20 protein-coding genes are annotated in these 24,566 nt (G+C 67.7%); 7 read left to right on the top strand and 13 right to left on the bottom strand.

What is annotated here, in order from left to right:
• Nucleotides 1–110: 110 nt before the first annotated feature.
• The 7 genes from ACWELJ_RS04655 to glf all read right to left on the bottom strand — a co-directional run bounded on the left by ACWELJ_RS04655 (nucleotide 111) and on the right by glf (nucleotide 9,383).
• Entirely contained in the window at nucleotides 111–1,169 is a 1,059-nt protein-coding gene (locus ACWELJ_RS04655; protein WP_452364803.1) for an alpha/beta hydrolase, read from the bottom strand.
• A 234-nt stretch (nucleotides 1,170–1,403) separates the two neighbouring features.
• Nucleotides 1,404–2,384 (bottom strand): alpha/beta hydrolase, encoded by a 981-nt coding sequence (locus ACWELJ_RS04650; RefSeq protein ID WP_452364802.1) that lies wholly within the window; start codon nucleotides 2,382–2,384, stop codon nucleotides 1,404–1,406.
• A gap of 329 nt (nucleotides 2,385–2,713) precedes the next feature.
• Nucleotides 2,714–4,633, bottom strand: coding sequence for a flagellar motor control protein ZomB (gene zomB, locus ACWELJ_RS04645; RefSeq protein WP_452364812.1), 1,920 nt, complete (start codon nucleotides 4,631–4,633; stop codon nucleotides 2,714–2,716).
• 46 nt (nucleotides 4,634–4,679) lie between these two features.
• The gene (locus ACWELJ_RS04640) at nucleotides 4,680–5,627 is read right to left on the bottom strand and encodes a decaprenyl-phosphate phosphoribosyltransferase (protein ID WP_452364801.1); all 948 of its coding nucleotides are present in this window, start codon (nucleotides 5,625–5,627) and stop codon (nucleotides 4,680–4,682) included.
• Nucleotides 5,628–5,653: 26 nt separating this feature from the next.
• Nucleotides 5,654–6,238, bottom strand: coding sequence for a phosphatase PAP2 family protein (locus ACWELJ_RS04635; protein ID WP_452364800.1), 585 nt, complete (start codon nucleotides 6,236–6,238; stop codon nucleotides 5,654–5,656).
• Entirely contained in the window at nucleotides 6,235–8,163 is a 1,929-nt protein-coding gene (locus tag ACWELJ_RS04630; protein ID WP_452364799.1) for a glycosyltransferase, read from the bottom strand. Before ACWELJ_RS04630 ends, ACWELJ_RS04635 begins: the two co-directional genes overlap by 4 nt.
• Before the next feature lie 23 nt (nucleotides 8,164–8,186).
• Complete coding sequence (gene glf, locus ACWELJ_RS04625; protein ID WP_452364798.1) at nucleotides 8,187–9,383, bottom strand: UDP-galactopyranose mutase; 1,197 nt, start codon at nucleotides 9,381–9,383, stop codon at nucleotides 8,187–8,189.
• Nucleotides 9,384–9,615: 232 nt separating this feature from the next.
• Between glf and ACWELJ_RS04620 the strand changes: the two genes are divergently transcribed.
• Entirely contained in the window at nucleotides 9,616–10,839 is a 1,224-nt protein-coding gene (locus ACWELJ_RS04620; RefSeq protein ID WP_452364797.1) for a hypothetical protein, read from the top strand.
• Nucleotides 10,840–10,951: 112 nt separating this feature from the next.
• Here ACWELJ_RS04620 and ACWELJ_RS04615 read toward each other — a convergent pair whose 3' ends face one another.
• Together ACWELJ_RS04615 and ACWELJ_RS04610 are read right to left on the bottom strand one after the other, a co-directional pair.
• Entirely contained in the window at nucleotides 10,952–11,707 is a 756-nt protein-coding gene (locus tag ACWELJ_RS04615) for a MerR family transcriptional regulator (RefSeq protein WP_452364796.1), read from the bottom strand.
• Between the two features lie 112 nt (nucleotides 11,708–11,819).
• Entirely contained in the window at nucleotides 11,820–12,272 is a 453-nt protein-coding gene (locus ACWELJ_RS04610; RefSeq protein ID WP_452364795.1) for a DUF4189 domain-containing protein, read from the bottom strand.
• Nucleotides 12,273–12,542: 270 nt separating this feature from the next.
• Here ACWELJ_RS04610 and ACWELJ_RS04605 point away from each other — a divergent pair, with 270 nt between their 5' ends.
• Nucleotides 12,543–13,274 carry a S1 family peptidase gene (locus ACWELJ_RS04605; protein ID WP_452364794.1) on the top strand — a complete coding sequence of 244 codons (732 nt, stop codon included), beginning with the start codon at nucleotides 12,543–12,545 and terminating at the stop codon, nucleotides 13,272–13,274.
• A 91-nt stretch (nucleotides 13,275–13,365) separates the two neighbouring features.
• Here the strand turns inward: ACWELJ_RS04605 and ACWELJ_RS04600 are convergent, their stop codons facing one another.
• Nucleotides 13,366–14,004, bottom strand: coding sequence for an NAD(P)-dependent oxidoreductase (locus tag ACWELJ_RS04600; protein ID WP_452364793.1), 639 nt, complete (start codon nucleotides 14,002–14,004; stop codon nucleotides 13,366–13,368).
• A gap of 30 nt (nucleotides 14,005–14,034) precedes the next feature.
• Entirely contained in the window at nucleotides 14,035–14,964 is a 930-nt protein-coding gene (locus tag ACWELJ_RS04595; RefSeq protein ID WP_452364792.1) for an EamA family transporter, read from the bottom strand.
• Nucleotides 14,965–15,074: 110 nt separating this feature from the next.
• On the opposite strand from ACWELJ_RS04595, the gene ACWELJ_RS04590 reads away from it, so the two are divergent.
• Nucleotides 15,075–15,575, top strand: a complete 501-nt coding sequence (locus tag ACWELJ_RS04590) for a MarR family winged helix-turn-helix transcriptional regulator (RefSeq protein WP_452364791.1) — start codon at nucleotides 15,075–15,077, stop codon at nucleotides 15,573–15,575.
• Nucleotides 15,576–15,743: 168 nt separating this feature from the next.
• Here ACWELJ_RS04590 and ACWELJ_RS04585 read toward each other — a convergent pair whose 3' ends face one another.
• Nucleotides 15,744–17,309: a SpoIID/LytB domain-containing protein gene (locus ACWELJ_RS04585; protein WP_452364790.1), complete on the bottom strand. Its 1,566-nt coding sequence runs from the start codon at nucleotides 17,307–17,309 to the stop codon at nucleotides 15,744–15,746.
• A 318-nt stretch (nucleotides 17,310–17,627) separates the two neighbouring features.
• On the opposite strand from ACWELJ_RS04585, the gene ACWELJ_RS04580 reads away from it, so the two are divergent.
• Entirely contained in the window at nucleotides 17,628–19,721 is a 2,094-nt protein-coding gene (locus tag ACWELJ_RS04580; RefSeq protein ID WP_452364789.1) for an N-acetylmuramoyl-L-alanine amidase, read from the top strand.
• 1 nt (nucleotide 19,722) lies between these two features.
• Here the strand turns inward: ACWELJ_RS04580 and ACWELJ_RS04575 are convergent, their stop codons facing one another.
• Entirely contained in the window at nucleotides 19,723–20,523 is an 801-nt protein-coding gene (locus ACWELJ_RS04575) for an HAD family hydrolase (protein WP_452364811.1), read from the bottom strand.
• 225 nt (nucleotides 20,524–20,748) lie between these two features.
• On the opposite strand from ACWELJ_RS04575, the gene ACWELJ_RS04570 reads away from it, so the two are divergent.
• From ACWELJ_RS04570 to ACWELJ_RS04560, 3 genes are read left to right on the top strand one after another with little or no spacing between them, the layout of a single operon-like run.
• Nucleotides 20,749–21,726, top strand: coding sequence for an ABC transporter permease (locus ACWELJ_RS04570; protein ID WP_452364788.1), 978 nt, complete (start codon nucleotides 20,749–20,751; stop codon nucleotides 21,724–21,726).
• On the top strand, nucleotides 21,726–22,679 hold the full coding sequence (locus tag ACWELJ_RS04565; protein WP_452364787.1) for an ABC transporter permease: 954 nt from the start codon (nucleotides 21,726–21,728) through the stop codon (nucleotides 22,677–22,679). Before ACWELJ_RS04570 ends, ACWELJ_RS04565 begins: the two co-directional genes overlap by 1 nt.
• The gene (locus tag ACWELJ_RS04560) at nucleotides 22,676–24,532 is read left to right on the top strand and encodes an ABC transporter ATP-binding protein (RefSeq protein WP_452364786.1); all 1,857 of its coding nucleotides are present in this window, start codon (nucleotides 22,676–22,678) and stop codon (nucleotides 24,530–24,532) included. Before ACWELJ_RS04565 ends, ACWELJ_RS04560 begins: the two co-directional genes overlap by 4 nt.
• Nucleotides 24,533–24,566 lie beyond the last annotated feature (34 nt).

Below are 24,566 nucleotides of genomic sequence, written 5' to 3'. Positions count from 1 at the left end.
AAGTATCGGACGTCCGGGTCGGCGTGTCGGGCGTGTCAACGCGCGAGTCCCCCGGGCGAGTCCAGATCTTGACCTACGCCCGAGGGACTTTACGCGCTGAGCGCGGTTTTCTAGCCGATGTTGTTGGAAAGATCCGGGATCATGCGGTAGACCTCGGCCTCCCAGTTCCGCCAGTTGTGCACACCGCTGGCCGGGAAGTCGTAGGTGACGTTCTGCGCGCCCAGGGTGGCCATCCGGACCTGGAAGGCCCGGGTGTTGGCGAGCGCGAGCGCCTCCAGCGGCATGCCCTGGATCACCGACATGACGCCGCTGACGTCGCCCGCGGCCGGGATGGCGCTGGCGGCGGAGATCCACAGGCGGGTGTTGTTGGCGATCAGGCGCGGCGCGAACACGAACGGGTCCATGCGCAGCCACTGCTGACCCCACGGCGGGGCCATCGAGTCCACGTTGTAGCCGCCGGCGTCGATCATGGCGACGCGGATGGCCTCACGCATGCCCGGCGCCGAGACGTTCAGGTAGCCGGAGAACGAGCCCGCGTAGCTGAACTGGTCCGGGTGGTAGGCGGCCAGGGTCAGCGCGCCCGAGCCGCCCATGGACAGGCCGAACACGCCGTTGCGGTTGGGGTTGAAGCCCAGCCGGTCGCGCAGCGCGTTGCGCAGGTCCTGGGTGATGAAGGTTTCCCAGGTGTAGCGGTAGCTCTTGCCCGGACCACCGGCGAACAGGCCGAACGCGCCGGAACCCGACTGCGAGCCCGAGGCGGAGCCCGAGGAGGAACCGGCCGAGCCGCTGCCGCCGCCGATGCCGAGGATGGAGCTGGGCTCGGCCCAGTCGGCGTAGAAGCTGGACTCGCCGCCGACCGGCATCACGACGTTGATGTTCGCGGCGGTCAGCGCGCGCACGACCTCGGTGTCGTTCTCCCAGCCGTTGAGGATCTGGGTGGCACGCATGCCGTCGAGGGCGTAGACGACACGCGAGGTGTTGCCGTCAGCCGCGCGGAAGACGCGGGTCTTGACCGGGCCCATGCTGGCCGAGTCGACCCAGAAATCGAACCCGTCGGGGTTGAAGGCGGCGTGCGCGACGCCGCCGACGCCGGCCACCGACGCGCCCAGGGGAACCATGAGGGCCGCGGCGAGCCCGAGTGCCGATCGTTTCAGCCATCCGCCGCCCATCGCTGGACGTCTAATCCACTCGCCTCGCATGCCTTTGTCCGGCCTTTCGTGTCCTGTTCATTCCGTGCAATTCCGCCGGTTCGGTCATCGCCCGGCGAAAGGTCTCGGGGAGCCTATCGTGCGTTAGCGAACTGTTCGTTATCGGTTCGTGACAGAAGTGACGGGCGCCACAGTTTGCCGGAAACGCGCCCTGAGCTGCTCATTAATACAGGGCTCGAGACAAAACCCGGCGTATCACCCGATGTGTGAGGAGAGATCCGGCAATTGTTTGATCAGCTGCGGCTCCCAGGTGTGCCAGTTGTGGATGCCGGTGGGCGGGAAGTCGTAGGTGACATTGCCGAGACCCACGACGGCCAAGCGGGCCTGGAACATCCGGGTGCTCGCCAGCGCCACCGCCTCGATGCCCATGCCTTCCTTGGTCGCCATCGCGGAAATGTCGCCGCCGCCCGGAATGGCGCTCGCCGCGGAGATCCACAGCCGGGTGTTGTTGGCCTTCAACCGCGTTGCGAACACGGCCGGGTCCAGGTGCTGCCATCTGGCCTCCGACGACGCCAGGGCATCGACGTTGTAACCACCGCAGTCCAGCATCGCGGCGCGGATCGCCGCCCGCATCCCGGGGGTGCTCATGTTCGGCACACCGGAATTCGAACTGGCGTAACTGAACTGGTCCGGATGGAAGGCCGCCAGCATGAGCGCGGCGCTGCCGCTCATGGAGACGCCGACCACGCCATTGCGATTCGGGCTGAACCCCAGGCGATCCCGCAGCGCGTTGCGCAGGTCGCTGGTGATGAAGGTTTCCCACTTGTAGGTGTAGGACTTGCCCGGGCCACCCGAGAACACCGACGAGGCGCCGGAACCGGTCACGTCGCCCGGCGCGGTGCCGGGCTTCATGCCCAGGAAGGTGCTGGGCTGGGTCCAGTCGGCGTAGAAGCTGGACGCGCCGCCGACCGGCATCACCACATTGATATTGGCGTCCATCAACGCCTGGGCGACATTGGTCTCGATCTCCCAGCCGTTGAGGTCCTCGCGGGCGCGCATGCCGTCGAGCAGGTAGACCACCCGATTGGTGTTGCCGTCATTGGCGCGGAAGACGCGCGACTTGATCGGGCCCATCGCGGAATCCACGTAGAAATCGAAACCGGCCGGATTCAGCGCGGCCTGCGCGGTGCCGCCGGTGCCCGCCACCGACGCCCCGAACGGCAGCATGAGCGCCATGGCCAGGCCGAATGTCGCCCTCGTGAACCACGCTCGCCTCGGTCGAGCTCCCCGTTTTCCACTCGCGGTGGCAGCGTTAGGCATCGTGTTGTTCCGGCCCTTCCAAACTCATGACATCCGCTGTGACACATAGGAAGATCACCCGCAGCGGCCTGTCGAGTAGCGTATCGCGGAACCACCTGCCAGGCGTTACCTAATTGAGACAGAATTTCAAATTTCATCTCCAGTTCGTGACAAAACGCCCAAATCAATTGGGGTACAGCGCAAGCAACCCCGCATCCGACGGATACGGGGCTGTTGCCTGTTCGATTACCTGCTGGTCGGTCCGATTACCGCGGCGGCTGGGTCGGGTCGACCAAACCGCAGCGCTGGATCTCGTACTTCGGGACCCGATCGATCCGGTACTTGGCGAAATCGAGCGACTGCATCACGTTGTGCCGCCAGCGGTCGAAGGTCAGCGGCGCGCGCACCGAGGCCAGCATGTCCTGGGTCGCGGGGCAGGACAGCGCGGTTCGAGCCTGCGTGGTCCACTTCTCGTCCAGGAACCACGGCATCCACGGATGCTTGTCCACCATGCCGGTGTCCACGACCACCCAGTCGGAGTAGAGGTTCTTGTCGTGGCCGATACGACCGTCGGTCAGCCGATCGGTGTGCGAGGCAAGCGGATACGCCAGGCCCATCTGATCGATGACCCGCACGTTCAGCGGGACGTTCATGCTGGTCATGCCGAGATTCAGGAAGAACACCACGTGCTCCTGATTGCCCTCGGGGACCGGGGCGGGCACCAGGTACCAGTTCATGAACGAGGGCGAGCTGAGCAGCAGCGCGCCGTCCGGCGAATTCGCGATGTCCCGGACCATGGCGCGAATGCGCGGGTAGTCCAGGTAGTCCTCGGCCCGGATCGGGTGATCGTGGCCGGTGTTGAGCACGTAGTAGATGCGCTCGTCCACAATGCCGTTGGCCCGGATCTTGGTGCCGGTGGTGATCGCGGTGGTGTCCGCCGCGAACAACGCCCAGCCGGTGGTTCCGGCGAACGCGGCCAGCACGATCGCGAAAGCCCAGTCCAGCCGGCGCGTTCCACCCGCCGCCGCCTGGCGCGGCAGCCGCAGCGGCAGCACCGCCACCGGCAGGATCAGGCAGAACACCTGCGGCAGCAGCATGCGGCCGTGCATGAAGTCGCCGCCGACCCGGATCTCGTAGACGGTGAGCACGAATCCGCTGCCCAGCATGAGCGCGACCACCGCGGCGGGCGTCCGCAGCCAGTGGCTGAAGGCGTCGATTCGCCCGCGCCATCCGGGTTTCCGGGATTCGCCCGGGTAATGGGAACCGGAGAGTTGGTCGCGGCGCTGCCGCCCGACCACCACACCGGCCACCAGCAGCACCAGCAGCGGCAGCCACAGCCAGTAGGGCCCGACCAGATCCCACAGGTAGACCAGGCCCTGACCCCACTTCGCGCCGCCGGCGTCCTTGGCCACCGCGGTGTTCGGGTAGGGCAGGCCGTAGTAGCCCATCCGCCAGATCTGGTACGCCACCGGCAGCAGCCCGGCGACCACCACGATCAGCACCCGGAACTGCCAGGGCCGCAACCGGGTCTCGGGCACCGGGGCGCAGAACAGCATGAGCAGCGCGAGCGCGCCGACCAGTGTCATCTCCGGGCGGATCAGCGGGGCCAATCCGGCGAAGAAGACGAGTGCGAGAAAGCCCGCGGGGCGCACCTTCTCGGCCTGGCTCCAGCGCACCATCGCCCACCAGAGCACCGCCAGCCAGAAGATGACCAGGCAGGACTCCAGTCCGGAGGTGGCGTAGTCGCGCGCCGGGGGCAGCGCGATGTAGACCAGCACGCCCGCCGGGAGCAGCAGCGCGGAACCCGTTCCGCCCCACAGCCGGGCGGTGCCGAGCATCGCGAACACGATGGCCAGCACCGACAGCGTGAGCGCGATCCCGAGCACCACGTATTCCAGCCGGGCCTGGGTCAGCCAGCTGAAGAAGTAGACGATGTAGGTCCAGGCCGTGCTGGTATTGGCCTCGACGCGTTCGTCCGCGTTGAAGACCGGACCGTTGCCCGCCAGCAGGTTTCGCACCGTGCGCAGGACGATCAGGCCGTCGTCGGCGATCCAGCGCCGCTGCCACGCACCGGCCGCGAACAGTGTCGCGGTCAGTGCGATCCCACCGATGAACGTGGCTCGGGATAGTCGCGAGGCACCGCGCGCGGAGTCGTCCGCACGCCGACGGGCGCGACCGACCGGCAATTGTGCCGTCGGCGCGCCCGTCTCTCGCTCTTCTCCCTCTACCACGTCAGGTGAGATAGACAGCGACACCCAGAGCTCCGATCAAGGCGACTGCGAGGAACTGGAGGACACGATCCCCCAGGGCGATCTCTTCCGGCTCACCCGCTTCGCCGCCGTCGACATCCACCGCGTACCGCATGATGGCGATGACGAACGGGATCATCGAGATGGCGAACCAGATGGTGTCCTTGGCGCGATCCTGCTCGAACGCCCACAGACCGTAGAACACGACGACCGCGGTGGCCGACAGGGTCCAGACGAAACGCAGGTAGGTCGGCGTGTAGTACTCCAGCGACTTGCGGATCTTCGCGCCGGTGTCGAGCGCGTACTTCAGTTCGGCGTAACGCTTTCCGGCCGCCATGAACAGCGAACCGAAAGCCATGATCAACAGGAACCACTGGGACAGACGGATATCCGAGGAGACGCCGCCGGCGACCGCGCGGAGCAGGAAGCCCGACGACACGATGCAGATGTCCAGCACCGCCTGGTGCTTGAGACCGAAGCAGTAGGCCAGCTGAATGCCGACGTAGACCGCCATCACCACGGCCAGATGCCAATTCGCGGCGAAGGACAGCACGATCGAGCCGACCAGCAGCACCGCCGAGAGCGCGTAGGCCAGGTTCACCGGCACCACGCCGGCCGCGATGGGCCGGAAACGCTTGGTCGGGTGCGCCCGGTCGGCTTCCACGTCGAGGGCGTCGTTGACCAGGTAGATGCCCGACGCGGCCATGCAGAACACCACGAACGCGAGAGCGACGTGGCCGAGCACCGACACGTCGCTGATCACCAGATCGCCCGCGGCGGTCTTGCCGGCGGCCAGCGGCGCGGCCAGGACCAGCACGTTCTTGATCCACTGGCGCGGGCGCATGGCCTTGATCAAGCCGCCGCCCAACGTCTTCGGCGGTCCCTTGACGACCGCCTCTGCTAGGTCGGTGCTGGTCGGCTCTTCGCTCATGTCAACGATGGCTTCTTCCTGGGCGGTCACTTCGCGAGTCTCTTTTCGGCGGCGAGCACGGCGGCGGCTGATGCTGCGCCCAGCGCGGAACCCGCGAGCACGTCGGAGGGGTAATGCACACCGAGGACCACCCGCGAGAGCAGCATCGGCGGGACGAGCACCGCAGGCAAGGGTAGCCCGGTCAACCGGCCGAGCAACACAGCCGCCGCCGTGGTGGAGGTGGCGTGCGAGGACGGGAAGCTGAGCTTCGACGGCGTCGACACGTTGACCTGCACGGACGGATCGTTCGGGCGGGGGCGGCGGACGATGCGCTTGATCACCACCGACGCGGCGTGCGCGCCGAAGGCGCCGACCGCGACCCCGGCCCACTGGCGGCGCCGCGGCTTGTCGACCAGCGCGCCGACCGCGGCGATGCCGATCCAGCCCAGCGAGTGCTCACCGAAGTGGGACATGCCGCGGGCGGCCCGCACGACCGCCGGGTGCTGTCCGATGGTGCCCTGCACCAGGTTGAGAATCTTGACCTCGGCCGGGGGTGCGGCCGGAGTCGCCGGGGCGTCCGGGACCGCGTGCAGTCCGCGGTCCACGCCGGAAGCTGGCTGTGCAGCCGTCATTTGGGCTCATTCCTCGTCTGGGCGGCGGAAGTGTCGATACCGAAGACGTTCTCCCACGCGGCCTGGCTGGTGAGATGCGCGTGCGCGCGACGATACTGCTCGCGCACCTCCGGGAAGCGCTCGGCCAGCTCCTTCCGCAGGCGCATGGCCTCGGTGAAAAGCTCCTTGGCCTTGCGCGGATCCCGCTTACGGTAGACGACGCCGCGGCCGTCGGCGGTGGTGACGGTGACTCCGTCGACCTGCGAGAGCAGGAACCAGCGCGCGTCCAGGGTCGGCACGTTCAACTGCGGGGTGTCGTGATGCTTCGGGTTGGCCTTGCGGAAGTTGTGCAGCACGCCCTTGCCCAGGCGCACCACCTTGGCGAGCGGGTTGCCCGGTTCGCCGACCGCGCCGACCTCGGCCCGCGAGGCCAGGGGCAGTTCGGTGGAGGACGGCACCACGACCGCGTCCGGGTATTCCTTGCGCATGGCGTGCACCTTGCCCAGCGCGGTCGGCAGCAGCTCGAACAGCTTCTCCGGGCCGGCGAGGTAGTCGCGGATCGCCTCGTTCTGGATGGCGACCGTCGAATACTCCAGGCACAGCAGGTGTTTCAGCGTGGCCTTGATGGTGTTGACCACCATCGGGCGGCCGTCGTTGGGCAGGTGCAGCGAGGCGACCACCAGGCGGTTGCGCAGGTGGAAGTAGGCCTGCCAGTCGATGGCGTCGTCCTTGTCGGACCAGGCCATGTGCCACACCGCCGCACCCGGCAGGGTGACGGTCGGGTAGCCGTGTTCCCTTGCGCGCAAACCGTATTCGGCGTCGTCCCACTTGAGGAACAGCGGCAGCGGCTGCCCGATCTCCTCGGCCACGTGGCGCGGGATGACGCAGGTCCACCAGCCGTTGAAGTCGACGTCGATGCGCCGGTGCAGCAGCTTGGAGTTGTCGCGGTCGCGCAGCGGGTTCTTGGCGAAGTCGTGGTCGTACTCCACATTGGGGGCCGCGGTCCACATGAAGATGGAGCGGTCCACCACCTCGCCCATCACGTGCAGGTGCGAGCGCTCCTGCAGGTTGAGCATCTGGCCGCCGGTCAGGATGGGCGACTTGGCGAAGCGCGAGAAGGCCAGGGCGCGCAGGATGCAGTCCGGCTCGATCTCGATGTCGTCGTCCATGTAGACGATGTACTCGGCGTCGGTGGTCTTGAGCGCCTCGTACATGACGCGGCTGTAGCCGCCGGACCCGCCGAGGTTCGGCTGGTCGTGGATGGCGAGACGACCGGCCAGGCGGGCCGCGGCCTCGGTGAAGCCGGGCTCGTCCACGACCTTCTTGGTGCCCTGGTCGGGGATGATGACGGCCTTGATCTTCTCCAGCACCAGCGGGTCGGAGCCCAGCGCGGTCAGCGTCTTGACCGCGTCGGTGGGGCGGTTGAAGGTCGGCATGCCGACGGCGATGCTGCCCTCGCCCGGCGCCTCGATGGGCGCGTACCAGCCGCCGCTGCGCATTTCGACGTGGCTGTCGGTGGTGATGTCGAACCAGATCCAGCCGCCGTCCTCGAACGGGCCCAGGTCCACCTCGAACTCGACGAAGTCCGCGGCGGCCGCGCCCTCGCCCGGGGTGCTGAACTCGTTGCCCTGCACGTGGATTCGGGAGCCGTCGGCCTTGGAACGGTAGACGTCGACGCGGCCGTGGCCGGACAGTTCCAGCCGCAGCACGACCGACTTCAGCACGCTCCAGCGCCGCCAGTAGCTGGCCGGGACCGCGTTGAAGTAGGTGCAGAACGACACCTCCGACTCCGCGCCGATGGCCAGCGCGGTGCGCGTGATGGCATGCGCGCGACGGGAATTGGTGTCGGATTCCTCGAGGTACAGCTTGCGGACGTCCAGCGGCTCACCCGGCCGGGGCAGGATGATGCGCTGGAGCAGGGATACGGCGCGAGTCTCGGTGCTCATGTCTTCCCGAGTGAGTTGGGCGGTCATTCGGCGGTGTCCACCAGCGGCGCACCCGACTCCAGGTGCGGGCGCAGCACATTGTCGAACATGCTCAGCGCGGCGCCGATGGCCATGTGCATATCCAGGTACTGATAGGTGCCCAGACGGCCACCGAACAGCACCTTCGCCGACGCGGTCTCGGCCTTGGCGCGCTCGCGGTAGGCCAGCAGCTTGGCGCGGTCGTCGGGGGTGTTGATGGGGTAGTACGGTTCGTCGCCGGTCTGGGCGAAGCGCGAGAACTCGCGCATGATGACCGTCTTGTCGGTCGGGTAGTCGCGCTCGGGGTGGAAGTGGCGCGGCTCGATGATGCGGGTGAAGGGGACGTCCGCGTCGTTGTAGTTCATCACCGAAGTGCCCTGGAAGTCACCGGTTTCGAGCACCTCGGTCTCGAAATCGATGGTGCGCCAGCCGAGTTCGCCTTCGGCGTAGTCGAAGTAGGCGTCCAGCGGGCCGGTGTAGACGACCGGGGCGTCGGGGTTCTGGGCGCGGATCTCGTCGCGCACCTCGAACCAGTCGGTGTCGAGGCGGACCTCGATGCGGTCGTTCTCGGCCATCTTCGACAGCCACGCGGTGTAGCCGTGCTTCGGCAGGCCCTCGTAGTCGTCGTTGAAGTAGCGGTTGTCGAAGGTGTAGCGGACCGGCAGGCGGGTGATGTTCCCGGCCGGGAGCTCCTTCGGGTCGGTCTGCCACTGCTTGGCGGTGTAGTCGCGGATGAACGCCTCGTAGAGCGGGCGGCCGATCAGGGAGATGGCCTTCTCTTCGAGGTTGGAGGCGTCCTTGGTGTCGATCTCGGCGGACTGCTCGGCGATCAGCGCGCGGGCCTCGTCCGGGGTGAAGTAGCGGCCGAAGAACTGCGACAGCAGTCCCAGGCCCATGGGGAACTGGTACGCCTGGCCCTTGTGCTTGGCGAAGACGCGGTGCTGGTAGCCGGTGAACTCGGTGAACTGGTTCACGTAGTCCCACACCCGCTTGTTGGAGGTGTGGAACAGGTGGGCGCCGTACTTGTGGATTTCGATGCCGGTTTCGGGATCCGCCTCCGAGTACGCGTTGCCACCCAGGTGGTAACGGCGTTCAACCACCAGCACCCGCTTACCGAGCAGGTTGGCGGTGCGTTCGGCGATGGTCAGCCCGAAGAAGCCGGAGCCGACAACGATCAGATCGAAGGGGGATGCGACGGTCACGGTCGCCCAGACTACCGGCAGTGCCGCGGGACGCGCTTGGGCTCCGGCGGGGCGGGTTGACAGGGGTGGCGCGGGCCGTCCCGGCAAGCGGGATTCGTCGCCTGGTTTTCGCTCAGCGTTCACGAAACCGCTGACGGTTGCGCCATGAAAGCTGTATTACATATCGACTCGATTTGTAACACCGACCGGTTTGTTGCCGCGTGATTGCGCAACCCCTCGAAAGACCATCTACATGCGCCTCGCTCGATTCGCCCCGCTCATCGGGGCCCTGTCCATCACCGCCATCCTCGGTACCGCCGCCCTCGTCCCGGGTGCGGCGCCCGCGCGCGCCGACGAGGGCGACGCACTCGCGGCAACCCAGATCGCCGACGCCGGCGACGTCTGCGGCAAGCCCGCGGCAACTTTCGACGATGTCATCACCGCGGCCGCCACGGCCATTCGCACGGTGGTTCCGGCCGAGCAGCAGACCGCCTACGACCGGTCGGTCGAGGACTTCCGGCAGCACGTCGCGTCGATCCATGTGCACCGCAACGGCCTGCCGCTGGGCCCGGACGAGGTGAACGACCGCACCCAGTTCCTCGACGACCCGATCGTCACCTACATCGTCAACAACCTCGACGCCGTCAAGACCGGCGACCTGCACAAGACGATCGCGCTCTCGCAGCTGAAGGTGCGCGATGTGGTCGAGGTGTTCATTCTCGCCACCCGCATCGTGAAGATCCCCGCGCAGTTCGCGGCCAGCCTGGTGCCGACCGTCGGGTTCGTGCTCAAGCCGGTGGTGGGCGCGCTGTTCAACGGGGTGAAGTCGCTGGCGCGGTCGGTGCAGTCGCAGCTGTCGCTGGGCTGCGATGTCAGCGGTCCGTATCAGAAGCTGCGGCTGGAGCTGCCCGACGAGCACGTGGACGTGCCGCAGCCGCTCATCGACCTGGCCAACCAGCTCACCAAGGCCGACGGCACCTGCACCACACTGGCCGAGCTGAAGACCGCCGACCTGGTCGAGCGCACCCGCGCGTTCCTCACCACCGCGGCCGGGCTGCCCGTCGATCCCGCGTCGGTGAACGCCAATGCCGATGCGCTGCAGGGCTTCCTGCACGAGAACCGGGTCGCCGACATCATGATGCTGCGCCGCACCGAGCAGCTCGGCCCGATCGTGGACGCCATGGATTACGGCCCGCTGACCTTCCTGGCCAACCTGGGCTTCGACATCTACGAGGGCCGCGCGCTCGACACCGTGGCGCTGGCCGATGTGAAGGTGGAGAACCTCTTCTCGCTCATCACCTTCGCCCTCGACGCCACCAGCCTGCTGCTCACCGCGGGCACCACGATCGCCGGGTTCACCGGGGTGGGCTCGGTCATCACGACCCCGTTGAGCATGGCGCAGACCATCGCCTTCGCGCCCACCACCTACGGCGCGCCGATCCTGCGCGGTGTCATGCAGTCGATGTGCGCGGCCTGACCGGGCCCTGACCTGAGCTCGATCGAGTACCGAAACAGCCGCCCGGCCGAAAGACCGGGCGGCTGTTCACTTCTCGGCCCACTCCCCCGTGACCGGAGGCACTGCCCGAGGACTACAGCCGGGCGGCGGAGTACACCCGCATCGCGTCACGGACGTACGCGGCGGTGCCGTCGCCGTGCTTGTCGTAGTTCTTCGCGAAGCGCGGGTCGGCGACATACATGTCGCCGAGACCGTTGAAGTACTGGGCGGTCACCGGCCCGCCGGTGGGGGACGCGCCGAGCCAGTCGTAGTGGCGCTGCACGATGGCCTGCACCTCTGCGCTGTCGACCGGGAGGCCTGCCGCGTGGGCGCGGCCGTAGTCGGCGGCGATATCGAGGTGGACCTGCTGGAACGCCTTCTTCTCGGCGTCGGTCAGAGCGTTCCACCACTTGTTGCCGCTGTCCCAGGCGTTCTTGCCCCAGCGTTCGATGACCTCGTCCTTGTACTGGGCGTGGTCGAATCCGTCGAATACCTCGTCTGCCATCAGTTGTTCACCTGCTTCCGTCTTGCGCAATGTTGTTTGCACCGAGGCGATCTGGCGCGCGATCCGGTCCTGCTCGTTTTTCAGCAATTCCAGATGGGTGCGCAGGGCGGCGGCGGTGTCCTTTTGCCCGGCGAGCACTTCGGCGATGGCCGGCAGGCCGAGACCGAGTTCTCGGAGTAAAAGGATGCGCTGCAACCGGACGAGGGATTCCTGGTCGTAATAGCGGTAACCGTTCGATCCGATCCGGCTCGGCGGCAATAACCCGAGCTCACCGTAATGCCGCAGGGTGCGGCTGGTGGTTCGGGCGACCGCTGCCAATTGCTGGATGGACCATTCGGCTGCCACGTTCCGGCCTTTCGTATCCTCTCGTTCTCCTCGACGAATTCAGGATGCAAGTTGACGCAGCGTCAAGGTCAAGCCCCGACCAGTATGCGCCGGTCGGGGCTGGTTCGAGGGCTTACGCGCCGGCGGTGCACTCGCTGTAGCGCACGTGCACGGACTGCTTCGGCGGGGCCGAGCTGCCGAACAGGGCGGGCGGGGACGGCATCCAGTTGGTGAGCCGGTCCATGGCATCGCGCTCGGCCTCGGCGCGGTTGCGGCCGGAACCGCCGTAGTAGTAGGCGTGGTCGGCGCTTTCGGCGATGGCGCCGCAGCCGTTGGCGAACTGCACCATCACCTTGCAGCCGCGGTGGGCGCACTTGTTCAGCGCGGCCGTGTCGGAAGCGCCCCAGCTCGGGTAGTTCCAGGCGGCGCCGTAGAAGGTGCCGCCGTCGGTGCTCAGCGCGAGCGTGCCGTAGAGCGATCCATCCGGTCCCCGCTCGGCGTTGGCGGTACCGGCCCCCAGCGACGTCACCAGCACGGCGGCCGCGGATACGAACATGGTCAAGGCGAGCTTGCCCGAGAAAGCCATTCGAATTCTCCCCAATTTCGCAGCGGCCGCTGCGCATGGGCCGCTACTGCTCTCGGTGGTGCGATCACCACTGCCCGATTTCTATCACGGGCCACCGACACGTCCAAGTCTGTTTCCGCCGGAACCGGCTGCCGGGCATAGCTTTTCCGAATGGCTCCGGAAGTCGGGACTTGCCAATCACTTGCGGGCGTGACATGCTCCACGCGCGCGCCCCCGGACTCCCGATTTCGGCGCGCAGGAATCGACTTTTCGTGGGATGGGGAAAACCTGATGAAGTCTGCGGGCCGCGCCCGAGTTCTGCACTGGGCGGCCGCGGCCGTCACCGCGGTGAGCTCCACCCTCCTGTTCGCCGGCACCGCGGACGCCGCCCCGGTGGTGACGCTCGGCGGTGGCTCGGGCGTCTACGTCGAAGACCTTCAGGACGCCACCTCGGTCAGCGAGTGCACCATCACCGCGATGGGCTACGACAACAAGAACCAGCTGGTCGGACTGACCGCCGGCCACTGCGGTGAGGTCGGCGCGCGCATCGCCGCCGAGTACACCCGCTCCGGCGGCATCGGTGTCATCGCCGAGAAGGACGAGGAGATGGACTGGGCCATCATCGTCTTCAACCCCGAGCGGGTGATCCCGACCCGTCAGGTCGCGCAGTCGGTCATCAACTCGGTGGGCGCGCCGCCGCAGATCGGCGAGAACGTTTGCAAGAACGGCCGCACCACCGGTTTCACCTGCGGTCCGGTGTGGGAGACCAAGTCCACCTACTTCCGTAGCCAGGTGTGTGCCAACCACGGTGACTCGGGCGCGCCCGTGCTGCGCGGCGACCAGCTGGTCGGCATGGTGGTGGCGGGCACCGACTTCCGGGCCGGGCCGATCACCGTCGAACTGCCGCTGTGCACCGGTGGCGGCAACCTGATCCACGAGCCGGAGCTGTCCACCAACATCACCGCCGTGCTGGCCGACATCGACCACCACGGTGGGGCGGGCGCGGGTTTCCGCGTGGCGTAAGCATTTCGAGCCGGGTAATCGGCGAACACCGCGGGGCGCGACCGGATCATCGGTCACGCCCCGCGGTGTTCTCGTTGTGCGGTAGCGGCTTTCAGTAGCCGACGGTGAATCGGACGCGGTGGTGGCGAGGATGCTCGATCTCGTCGAGCAGCGCGATGGCCATGTCCTCCATGGAGATCGAGGAATTGCCCTGCTCGTCGGCGATCAGTTCGTCGAGGCCGAGCCGGTAACCGCCGGTCCGTTCGCCGGGCTCGAACAGCGCGGGCGGGCTGACATAGGTCCAGTTCACCGGGTGCGCGGTGGTCCGGAACACCTCGAGCTGGCGGCGGCCGCCCTCGGCGATGGGACCCAGTGCGGCCGGGAAGCCGGTCTGCTCGGCCAGCGTCTTGCCCGTGCCGGCGACGGTGAGAGTGCCCGCGCCGCCGACCACCAGCAGCCGAATTCCGCTGTCCGCCAGCCCTTCCAGTAGCGCGGCGGCGACCTCGGCCAGCTCGTGTTCGCTGCCCGGGACCGGGCGGGTGGCACTGACCACGACATCGCTACCGGCACTGGCCTTCTCGACCGCGGCGGGGTCGGCGGCATTGCCCGTCCACACCTCGACCTGCTCGGGCAGGTGCCGCAGCCGCTCGGCGTCGCGGGCGACGGCCCGCACCCGGTGGCCCCGGCTCAGCGCTTCGGCCACGACCCGGCTGCCGGTGTCTCCGCTGGCTCCGAACACTGTGATCTGCATGATGTTTCGCTCCTTCGCAAGGTTTTCGGATCAGGCCGCGGTGCGGGCCGGTGCGGGCGTGTCGGTGACGGGTTCGGGTGCCTTGGGCGCGGTTCCGGTCTGGCCGAGCAGGGTGCCGCCCAGCGCGATCGCCATGCCCAGGATCTGCAGCGGGGCCAGTGCCTGGCCGAGCGCGGCCCAGCCGATGACGGCCGCCGACAGCGGGCTGAGCAGGCCGAGGAACGAGACCGAGGTGGCGGGGGCCTTGGCGATGCCGCGGAACCAGATGGCGTAGGCGGCGGCCGTGCCGATCAGGCCCAGGTAGAGGTAGCCGCCGATATTGCGGGCGTCCAGCGCGGGCGGCGCGCCCTCGATGATGGCGGCCAGCGGCAGTAGCATCAGGCCGCCGGCGGTGAGCTGCCAGCCGGTCATGGCCAAGGGGCTCACGCCGTCCGGGCGTCCCCAGCGCTTGGTCATCACGGTGCCGCCCGCCATGGAGGCCGCGCCGAGCAGACCGGCGATCACGCCGACGGTGTCGAGAACCGCTGTGGCCCGCAGGACTACGAGCGCGACGCCGAAGAGTCCGATCACGCCCGCCAGCACCTTGCGGACGGTGAGCCGCTCGTTGAGCGCCACGCTGGCGATGCCGAGCGCGAAAAGCGGTGCGGCCGCGCCGAGTACGGCGGCGACGCCGCCCGGCAGGCGGTAGGCGGCGAGGAAGAGCAGCGGCATGAAGATGCCGATATTGAGCGCGCCCAGCACGGCCGCGCGGCCGATCCACTGCCCGTGCGGCAGCTTGCGGGTGATGGCCAGCAGCAGCAGTCCGGCGGGCAGCGCGCGCATGAGCGCGGTGAACATGGGCCGGTCCGGCGGCAGGAACGTGGTGGTGATCGCGTACGTCGATCCGAAGACCAGCGGGGCGAGGGCGGTTACGGCGAGGGTTCCCGCGAGTCCTGCGGCTCCAGCGCGTGTGGTGGTCATCGATAGCTCCTCATTGATAATCTCAGCGTTGAGATAACACCATCCCGGATACCTCAGCGTCAAGTATCTCAACGTTGAGATTATTTCCGAGACCGAAAGGAGCAGGTCACATGCCCGACGCAGTCGACCAGATCACCGCCGCCTGGCGTCAGCAGCGCCCCGACGTCGACAGCTCCCCCATGGAGATTTTCGGCCGCATCTCCCGCCTGGCCCACATCATCGAGCGCGAACTCACCGACTTCTTCCGCGCCCAGGGCATGGAGTTCTGGGAGTTCGACGTCCTCGCCACCCTCCGCCGCTCCGGCAACGAATCCGGCCTCACGGCGGGCGCCCTCAACAAGGCGTCCATGCGCACCTCCGGCGCCATCACCAACCGCATCGACCGCCTGGCCGCCAAGGGCTGGGTCGAACGCGTCCCCGACGCCACCGACCGCCGCGCCATCCGAGTCCGCCTCACCGACACCGGCCGCACCCTCGTCGACAACGTCCTCCCCCTGCACATGGAAAACGAACAACGCCTCCTCACCGACCTGACCCCCACCGACCGCGAAGCCCTGATCCCCCTCCTCCGCAAGTTCTCCGAATCCCTCGGCGACCTCTCCCTGGACTGAAACACGAATGCCCCGAGAGCTCCGCGACCTTGGCGTCGATACCCGCGTCCACCTCACCCTCCATCCGGGCGAGCTCAACCGCCGTCACCGTAGGCCAACACCTTCGAACCAAGGCCGACGATCGGAGTGCATGGATTCCATCAGACAACCGATCACAATTCGTGCCAACTACTCCGGTGACTGGTTGGCGGGCGCGACCGGGGCGTGGGACGGCGACGGAGATGTCTGTGAGTTGGGTCCGGGGGCCGTTCGGGGTGGCGCGGCGGGGGTTGCCGGCGCGAGCGGGGTCAGTGGGGTGGCCGGGTCCGGGGATCGGTGGGAATCGGAGTACATCGAGTTCGGGTCGGCGCTGCCTGGGCTCGGTAGGGGGACGGCGGCTCGGGCGCGGTTGCCGGGGTCTGGGTGCGCTGGGGTGGAATTGTCTGGGGTGGTAGGGGTTTCAGCGCTCGGGACAGTGACTGCGGCGCAGGTTTGGTCCGGATGGGCGGGAGCCTCGGGGCCGGGTGCGAGCGAATCCGGAGTGGCGGTCGCGGGGGAGCTCGGGTCCGGAGCAACGGCGACTGGTGCGCCGGAGTTCGGAGTGGGGAGGACTGGTGCGCCGGCGTTCACCGTGGGGGCGATCGGGGCGCTGGGGGTCGGGGTGGTCGCGTGAGGTTTGGCGGCGGCCGGGGTGCGGGCCGGCGGGGTGGCGACGTCCGGGGTGCAGGCGGAGTCCGGGGTGGATTCCGTTGGGGCGGGTTGGGTTTGGGGTGTGTTGAGGAAGGGGAGGCTGGGGAGGACGCCTGGGGATTGGACCGCGGGGAAGTCGGAGAGGGCGGGGCCGATTTCCATGGCGGCGGCGGGGGTGGGGAGGCCGCCGTCGGGGGCCGCGGAGTATTCGGCGCGGAGGACGTGGTTGTCGCGGACCAGGACTCGGCCGGAGGTGGACTCGACGGCTTCGGTGGTGCGGGGGTCCTCTTTGTCGGTGCCTAGGTACATCTGGCAGTCGGTGGTGTCGCAGGTTTGGGCGTAGGTGTAGCGGTCTTCGGCCAGGGCGTAGGAGCGGGCGGCGATGGCTTGGGCTTTGAGCGCCTCGGCGCCGCCCTGGTCGGCCCAGCCGGGGATCATTTCGGCGGGGACCACGCCTTTGAGGTAGTCGTCGAGGTCCACTTCGTTGACGGTGCGGAAGGCGTCGCCTTCGAGGGCTACGCCGAGGACGCCGCGAAAGGCGTTGCCGCCGCAGATCTCCAGTTGTTCTTCGGCCGGGCGGGCGGTGCCCTCGGCGACGGGGTAGGCCCAGGGGTCGTCGGTGGCGCCTTCCCACAGGGTGTTGCCGTCGCAGCCCTGGGTGATGGTGACGTCCGCGCCGGAGGCGGTGGGGGTGAGGTGGGCGGCCTGGCCGGGGATGACACGGCGGCCGGCGACGTAGAAGACGGAGTCGGAGACGACATCGAGGGTTTTGTCGTCCTGCTCCATGATGCGGACTCGGACGGAGGTCGCGCCGATGTCGGCGAGATCGGCTCCGGAGTAGTAGTTCGCGAGGATGCGGTCGGCGGTCCAGCCTGCGGCGGCCTTCTCGAACGCACCGTGCTGGCTCAAGCCGCGGCCGTGGCCGGCGCCCACCGTCAGGTTCAGGGCGTTCTCGGGCCAGGCCCACACGAGGAGGGCGGCGCCGCCGGTGGTGGCGGCGACTGCGAGGGACAGGGTGAGCAGGCCGCGCCGTCTACGGCGCTCGGCTAGGTACCCGTTCGGCATGTCATACCCGTTCTCTCATGGGCTGAAGCTACATTCGAGTTATCCAAAGCTAAGCCTCAACCATACGTTCAGGGAATGTGACAGTAGGGACTAGTGTGATCGTTGATGCGCCAAGTAGCAAGCTTGTGCTCGGGGCGCGGTTAGACCGATTTACCTGAATGGGAGATGCTTGTGCCGTATCGCAGACCGAAACATGCCTACACGCTCCCGGTTGTCACCGCCCTCGCGCTGACCGTGCCCGTCGGTGTCCTCGCACTGAGCGATTCCCGGGATGTCCGGAACGCGGATCAAAGCAATTTGGCAGCTATACCAGCACAAATGGCCGAAGTCGCCCTGTCCTCGGCGCCGGACATCGTGCTGCCGCTGCGTGACCTCACCGGGCTGAACCTGCCCGACCTGCGCCTGTCCGATCTGCGGATGCTGCCGCTGCCCAGCTCGATTCAGATCCCGCAGAACCTGATCCCGGGCGTGCCGCTGCCGACCGAGATCCCGCTGCCCAAGCTCAACAATTCCCAGCAGCAGCCGGTCGGGCCCGCCCCGGCCCCCGCTCCACACGCCGTCCGGCCCACTGTGCCGGGCTCCCTCCCCAACGCCACACCGGTCGTGCCCGGCTCCGCGAAACCGGCCGCCCCGGCGGGCGCACCCAGCTTCATCGCCGAACCGGGTCCTGAGATTCCGGCGGCGCCGAACGCCGAAAACCCCTCCGCTCCAGCCACTCCCGCCCCCGGCGGCGTGGCACCGGCCCCGGTCCCGGCCGCGGACAACCCGGCGGCCCCGGGCCCACACCCGGTTCCCGGCCTCACCGGTGACCTGCGCACCCCCGCCCTCTCCCCCGGCGCGGTCCCCACCGACCTGGTCGACAAGGTCGGAGCGCAGGTCAAGGAACTGACCCGCGACACCCCGTTCAGCATGGTCGCGCTCACCGCGGCCGATGTTCTCAACGCCACCACCAAGATTCGCGCACAGCGCCCCGACGGCACCTGGGGTCCCTGGTATGACGCGGAGTCCGAATCCGGCAGCGATAAGGCCCAGCCGGGTAAGCGCAAGGGCACCGAACCCATCTACGTGGGCAACACCAAGACCGTGCAGATGCTGGTGACGCCCAAGGCGAAAGCGGTCGCCACGCCCGCGGAACCGACACCGCTGGACGACAGCAAAGCCGATCCCGCGCAGATCAACCTGGAGAAACTGGCCGCGGTGCTGATCGATCCGGGCCGCGGCGGCATCGACGAGAACCTCACCTCGGTGGCCGCCCCGCTGCCCGGCGGCGGACCGAAGGTGATCTCCCGGGCGCAGTGGGGTGCGGACGAGTCGCTGCGCTGCGAGGAACCCACCTACGACGACGGCGTCTCCGCGATCACCGTGCACCACACCGCGGGCCGCAACGACTACACCAAGGCCGAGTCCGCGGGCATCGTGCGCGCCATCTACTCGTATCACGCGAAAACGCTGGGCTGGTGCGACATCGGCTACAACGCGCTGGTCGACAAGTACGGGCAGATCTTCGAAGGACGCTACGGCGGCCTGGACCGCCCGGTCGAGGGCGCGCACGCGGGCGGGTTCAATATCGACACCGCGGGCGTCGCGCTGATGGGCGACTATGAGGAGGACGATCCGACCGACGTCTCCATCCAGGCGCTCGGCAAGTTCATCGGCTGGCGGGCCAAGGTGGCGGGTTTCGACCCGCAGGGCTCCACCACCATGTACTCCGAGGGCAGTGACTACACGAAATACGCGCTCGGACAGGCGGTGAAGCTGCCGAACATCTTCGCCCACCGCGACGTCGGCAACACCACCTGCCCCGGTGACGCCGCCTACGCCCTGATGGACAAGATCCGGCAGATCGCCGCCGACGCCGCGGGCGGCACCGACACCGTCGCCCCGACCAGCCCGAACCGGAGCCGACCCGGCCAGAACGCGGGCGCGAACCCGCAGGTCCAGGCCGCCCCGGCGCCGCCCGCACCCAGTTCCAGCCAAGCGGACCTGGCCACGCTCGCCGATCTCACGCAGCGGATCCTCGGCATGCTCGACCGGAGTGCCGTCGCCCGCTATTGGAACGAGCAGGGTGGCGCCCAAGGCCCACTGGGACAACCGAAAGCGGAACCGGTAGCACTCGCCGACGGCGGCCAATACGGCGAATTCACCAATGGCTTCGTCTACGCGAATTCGACCGGCCGAATCGTCTCGGTGGTCGGCAAGATCCTGGAACGATTCCTGCAATTGGGTTCGAACGCAGGCATTCTCGGCCTGCCCACGAGCAATGAATACCCGGTCTCGAACGGCATCCGCACCGACTTCCAAAACGGCGCACTGATTTTCGACAAGATGACCGGAATCGTCACCACCGTGCTGAAGAACTACGGCGCGGTCCAGGACCCCATCAAACCCATTCCCGCGGTAGCCCCCAACTAGGTCAGGACCACCAGCGTTCCAGGGTGCGGGCCACGCCGTCGTCGACGTTCGAGGGAGCCACCTCATCGGCGGCGGCGATGGCCTCCGGGTGGGCGTTCGCCATGGCGACGCCGTGACCTGCCATGTGCAGCATCGGCACGTCGTTGGGCATGTCGCCGAAGGCGATGAGGGAGGAATGCTGGACGCCCAGGCGCTGGGCGACCGCGGCCAGACCGGTCGCCTTGGTGACGCCCGGCGCCGACAACTCGATCAGGCCGTTGTCGGTCGAGTAGGTGAGGTCCGCGCGGCCCGCCAGGTGCGGTTCCAGGGTGGTGCGCATGACGGCGCTGGACGTTCCGGGTAGCCGGATCAGCATCTTGATGGCGGGGGCGGAGATCACCTCGGCGCGCGAGACCTGGGTGTCGTCCGGGTTCAGCCAGGCGTGCTCGTACTCGGGGGAGCTGACGAACTGCGGGGTCGCGGCATCGTGCGCGGTCGCGCCGACCCGTTCCGCCGCCAGTCCGCAGCCCGGCAGCAAGCGCTCGGCCAGATCGGCCATCCAGGTGAGGGTTTCGATATCGAGGGTCCGGCTGTCCAGCACCCGATCCGAGGCGCTGTCGTAGATCACCGCACCGTTGCCGCACACACACAGCGGCGCGTAGCCGAGCCCCTCGACCACGGGATCGATCCAGCGCGGCGGCCGGCCGGTCGCCAGCACGAACGGCACCCCGTCCGCGATCAGGGCATCGACAGCGGCTTTGGTGCGGGCGCTCACCTGCTCACGGTGGTCGATGAGCGTGCCGTCCACGTCGGAGGCGACCATCTTGGGTTTGGGCAGGTGAAAGAGCGTCACCTACTCCATCCTGCCTCGAGCCGCGACCCGTGCGCCCGTGGATTACGGACCCCGCCGTACAAACGAGACCTTTCCGGCACCACCCCGGCCGCACCGGTTAACACACGGATTGCCGGGGCGTCCGCGGTCCGTACCCCGCGTTTCCCCACTCCACTCCCTATGATCTGGGGCAGAACTCGACCCCGAAAGGGAATGATGGCCGGTTTTCTGCTGCGACGTGCGCTGAACTATGTCGTGCTGTTGGTGCTGGCGTCGTTCCTGGCGTTCGGGCTCGCGTCCCTCACGTTTCGCCCGCTCGACAGCCTCGAACATCGCAATCCGCGGCCGCCGCAGTCGGTGATCGACGCCAAGCGCGAGGAACTGAAGCTGGATATGCCGATCCCGCAGCGGTACGCGGAGTGGGTCGGCGGGATCGTCACGCACGGAGACTTCGGCAAGACCTTGGCGGGACAGCCGGTGAGCGAGGAACTGCCACGGCGGATCGGCATCAGCTTGCGACTCGTCCTGGTCGGCTCGATCGTCGGGTCGATCCTCGGCGTGCTCATCGGTGCGGCCGGGGCGATCCGGCAATACAAGTTCAGCGACTACCTGACCACGGTGATCTCCCTGCTGATCATCAGCACGCCGGTGTTCCTGCTCGCGACATTGCTGAAATACGGTGCGTACGAGATCAATACGGCCACCGGGCAGCAGATCTTCTACTACACGGGCGAGACCTCGGCGAACGCGGTGCACGGCACCTGGAATCAGTTCGTCGATCGATTGCAGCACATGATCGTTCCCACGGCCGCCCTGATTCTCAGCGCGGCCGCCGGGTACAGCCGCTACCAGCGGGCCGCCATGCTCGACGTCTTCCAGAACGACTTCATCCGAACCGCGCGGGCCAAGGGCCTCACCCGGTCCCGCGCGTTGTACAAGCACGGCCTGCGCACCGCGCTCATCCCGATGGCGACGCTGTTCGCGTACAGCTTCGGCGGGCTCATCACCGGCGCGGCCTTCGTGGAGAAGATCTTCGGCTGGCACGGTGTCGGTGAGTGGCTGGTGGATTCGATCACTCTGCAGGACATCTATCCCGTGGTGACGATCACCGGATTCATCGCGCTGGTGATCCTGTTGTCCGGATTGCTGTCCGATATCGTCACCGCCATTCTCGACCCGAGGGTGCGTGCGTGATGACCGAAACCGAACTGATCGTTCAGGGCGCCCCCGAGCCGATGGCCGCGGGCCGTCGCAAGCTGGTGGTGCGGCGCTTCCTGCGGAACAAGCCGGCGGTGATCGGGCTGGCGCTGCTCATCCTGATGCTGATCCTCGCGTTCGCGCTCCCACCCTTCCTGAAGTACGACTATCAGCAGCTCGATTACACCGCGCTGCTCAAGCCTCCGAGCTCACGGCATCCCTTCGGCACCAACCAGATCGGTCAGGACGTCCTCGCCCAGACACTGCGGGGCCTGCAGAAGTCCTTGCTGATCGGCTTCGCGGTGGCGTTCATCTCGGCCCTGATCGCGACCGTGACCGGCTCGGTGGCCGGATTGCTGGGCGGCTGGCCCGATATGGCCATCATGTGGCTGGTGGATCTGCTGCTGGTCCTGCCCAGTTTCATCATCGTCGCGCTGTTCGCGCCGCGGGCGAAGGGCAGTGGCAGCATTCTGCTGCTCATCGTGCTGCTCGCGGGATTCGGCTGGATGATCAGCGCGCGCATCGTTCGTGGTCTCACCCTCAGTTTGCGCGAGCGTGAATTCGTCAGGGCCGCACGGTATATGGGCGCGTCCACCTGGACGGTGATCACCACCCATATCGTTCCGAATGTCGCCTCCTTCCTCATCATCGACACCACCCTGGCGGTGGGCGCGGCGATCATGGGCGAAACCGGGCTGAGCTACCTGGGATTCGGCGTGCAGCCGCCCGATGTGTCGCTGGGCACGCTGATCGCCTCGGGCACCAAGTCGGCCCTCACGTATCCGTGGTTGTTCCTCTTCGCGGGTGGATTCCTGATCCTGACCGTGCTCTGCACGTTCGTCGCCGGCGACGGTCTGCGCGATGCCTTCGACCCCAGCGCGGGACGTGCGCGCTCGCGCCGCAAGAACCGGGTCGCCGGTAAGAAATCCGCCGGAAGGGCCGCGGCATGACCGACACGAACCGGACCACCACCGCACCGCTGCTCGAGGTCTCCGATCTCCGGGTGAGCTTCCCGAGCGAGGAGGGCCGCGTCGAGGCCGTGCGCGGAGTGAACTACACCGTGCAGGACGGTGAGGTGCTGGCCATCGTCGGTGAATCCGGCTCCGGCAAATCGGTGTCCTCCCTGGCCGTCATGGGGCTGCTCCCGGATCAGGCCCGAGTGCAGGGATCCATTCGGCTGCGCGGGCAGGAACTGGTCGGCATGGGTGACCGGCAGCTGTCCACACTGCGCGGCAGCAAGATCTCCATGGTCTTCCAGGACCCGCTCTCGGCCTTGACGCCGGTGTACCGGGTCGGAGACCAGATCGCCGAAGCGCTACTGGCGCACGGCAAGATGAGCAAGCGCGAAGCCGCCGAGAAGGCGGTGGAGCTGCTGGACCTGGTCGGCATCCCGGATCCCGCACTGCGCGCCAAAGCCTTCCCGCACGAGTTCTCCGGCGGTATGCGCCAGCGCGTGGTGATCGCCATCGCCATCGCCAATGATCCCGAACTGATCATCTGCGACGAACCGACCACCGCGCTCGACGTCACCGTACAGAAGCAGATCCTGAATCTGTTGCGCAAGGCGCGCGATATCACCGGCGCGGGCGTCGTTTTCATCACCCACGATATGGGCATCGCGGCCACCCTCGCGGATCGCGTGGCCGTCATGTACGCCGGTCGGATCATCGAAACCGCGCGCACCACCGAGCTTTTCAACGCTCCTCGAATGCCGTACACGGTCGGTCTGCTGGGCTCCATCCCCAGACTGGACGGTCCGGCACGGGCGCCGCTGGTGCCGATTGTCGGCGCGCCTCCGGCCATGCACGCGCTGCCGCCGGGCTGCCCGTTCGCCCCGCGCTGCCCCGTCGCGATCGACGACTGCCGAGCGGCGGAACCTCCCCTGCAGGACACCGGACCCGGACACCGGGCGGCCTGCATCCGGGTCGCCGAGGTCGGCACCGCCGACCTCTTCACCGCCTACCGCCGCGAGGTCCCGCCCGCCGAAACCCCGGTACCCACCGATGAGCAAGTGGTGCTCCGGGTTTCGGACCTGAAGAAGACCTTCCCGATCACCTCCGGTGTGGTGTTCAAACGCCGCACCGGCGAGGTGAAGGCGGTCGACCGCGTCAGCTTCGAGATCAAGTCGGGTCGCACGCTGGCCCTCGTCGGTGAGTCCGGCTCCGGGAAATCGACGACGCTGACCCAGATCATGGACCTCATCGCGCCGGAGAGCGGCCGCATCGAGGTGCTGGGCAGCGATGTCGCCACCATCACCAAAGCCCGGCGGCGGGAGATCCGGCGCAAGCTGCAGATCGTGTTCCAGGATCCAGCGGCCTCGCTGGATCCCCGGCTTCCGATCTCCGACGCGCTCGCCCAGCCATTGCGCATCAACGGCCGCCCCCAGGACGAAATCCAGCGCCGCGTCAAAGAACTGCTGAACCTCGTCGGCCTGCGCCCCGAACACGCGGACCGCTATCCGGCCGACTTCTCCGGCGGGCAGAAGCAGCGCATCAATATCGCGCGAGCCCTGGCGCTGGATCCGGAGATCCTGGTGCTCGACGAACCAGTGTCCTCGCTGGACGTGTCGATCCAGGCCGGCGTGCTGAATCTGCTGCGCGACCTGCAGGCCGAACGCGGACTGTCGTATCTGTTCGTCTCCCATGACCTGTCGGTCGTACGCAATCTAGCCCACGACATTGCCGTCATGTACCGCGGTCAGATCGTCGAATATGGTGCGGCCGAGCAGGTTTTCAGCGATCCGCGGCACGAGTACACCCGCGCCCTCATCGACGCCGTTCCCGTCCCGGTCGTCTCGGGATAGGAGCGGAGAGTGTTCCAGCAGAACTCCAACGGAA

It is taken from the genome of Nocardia sp. NPDC004582 (assembly GCF_053602115.1).
Note: the sequence above shows the minus strand (reverse complement) of the source record. Positions and strands in the feature narration are given on the sequence as shown.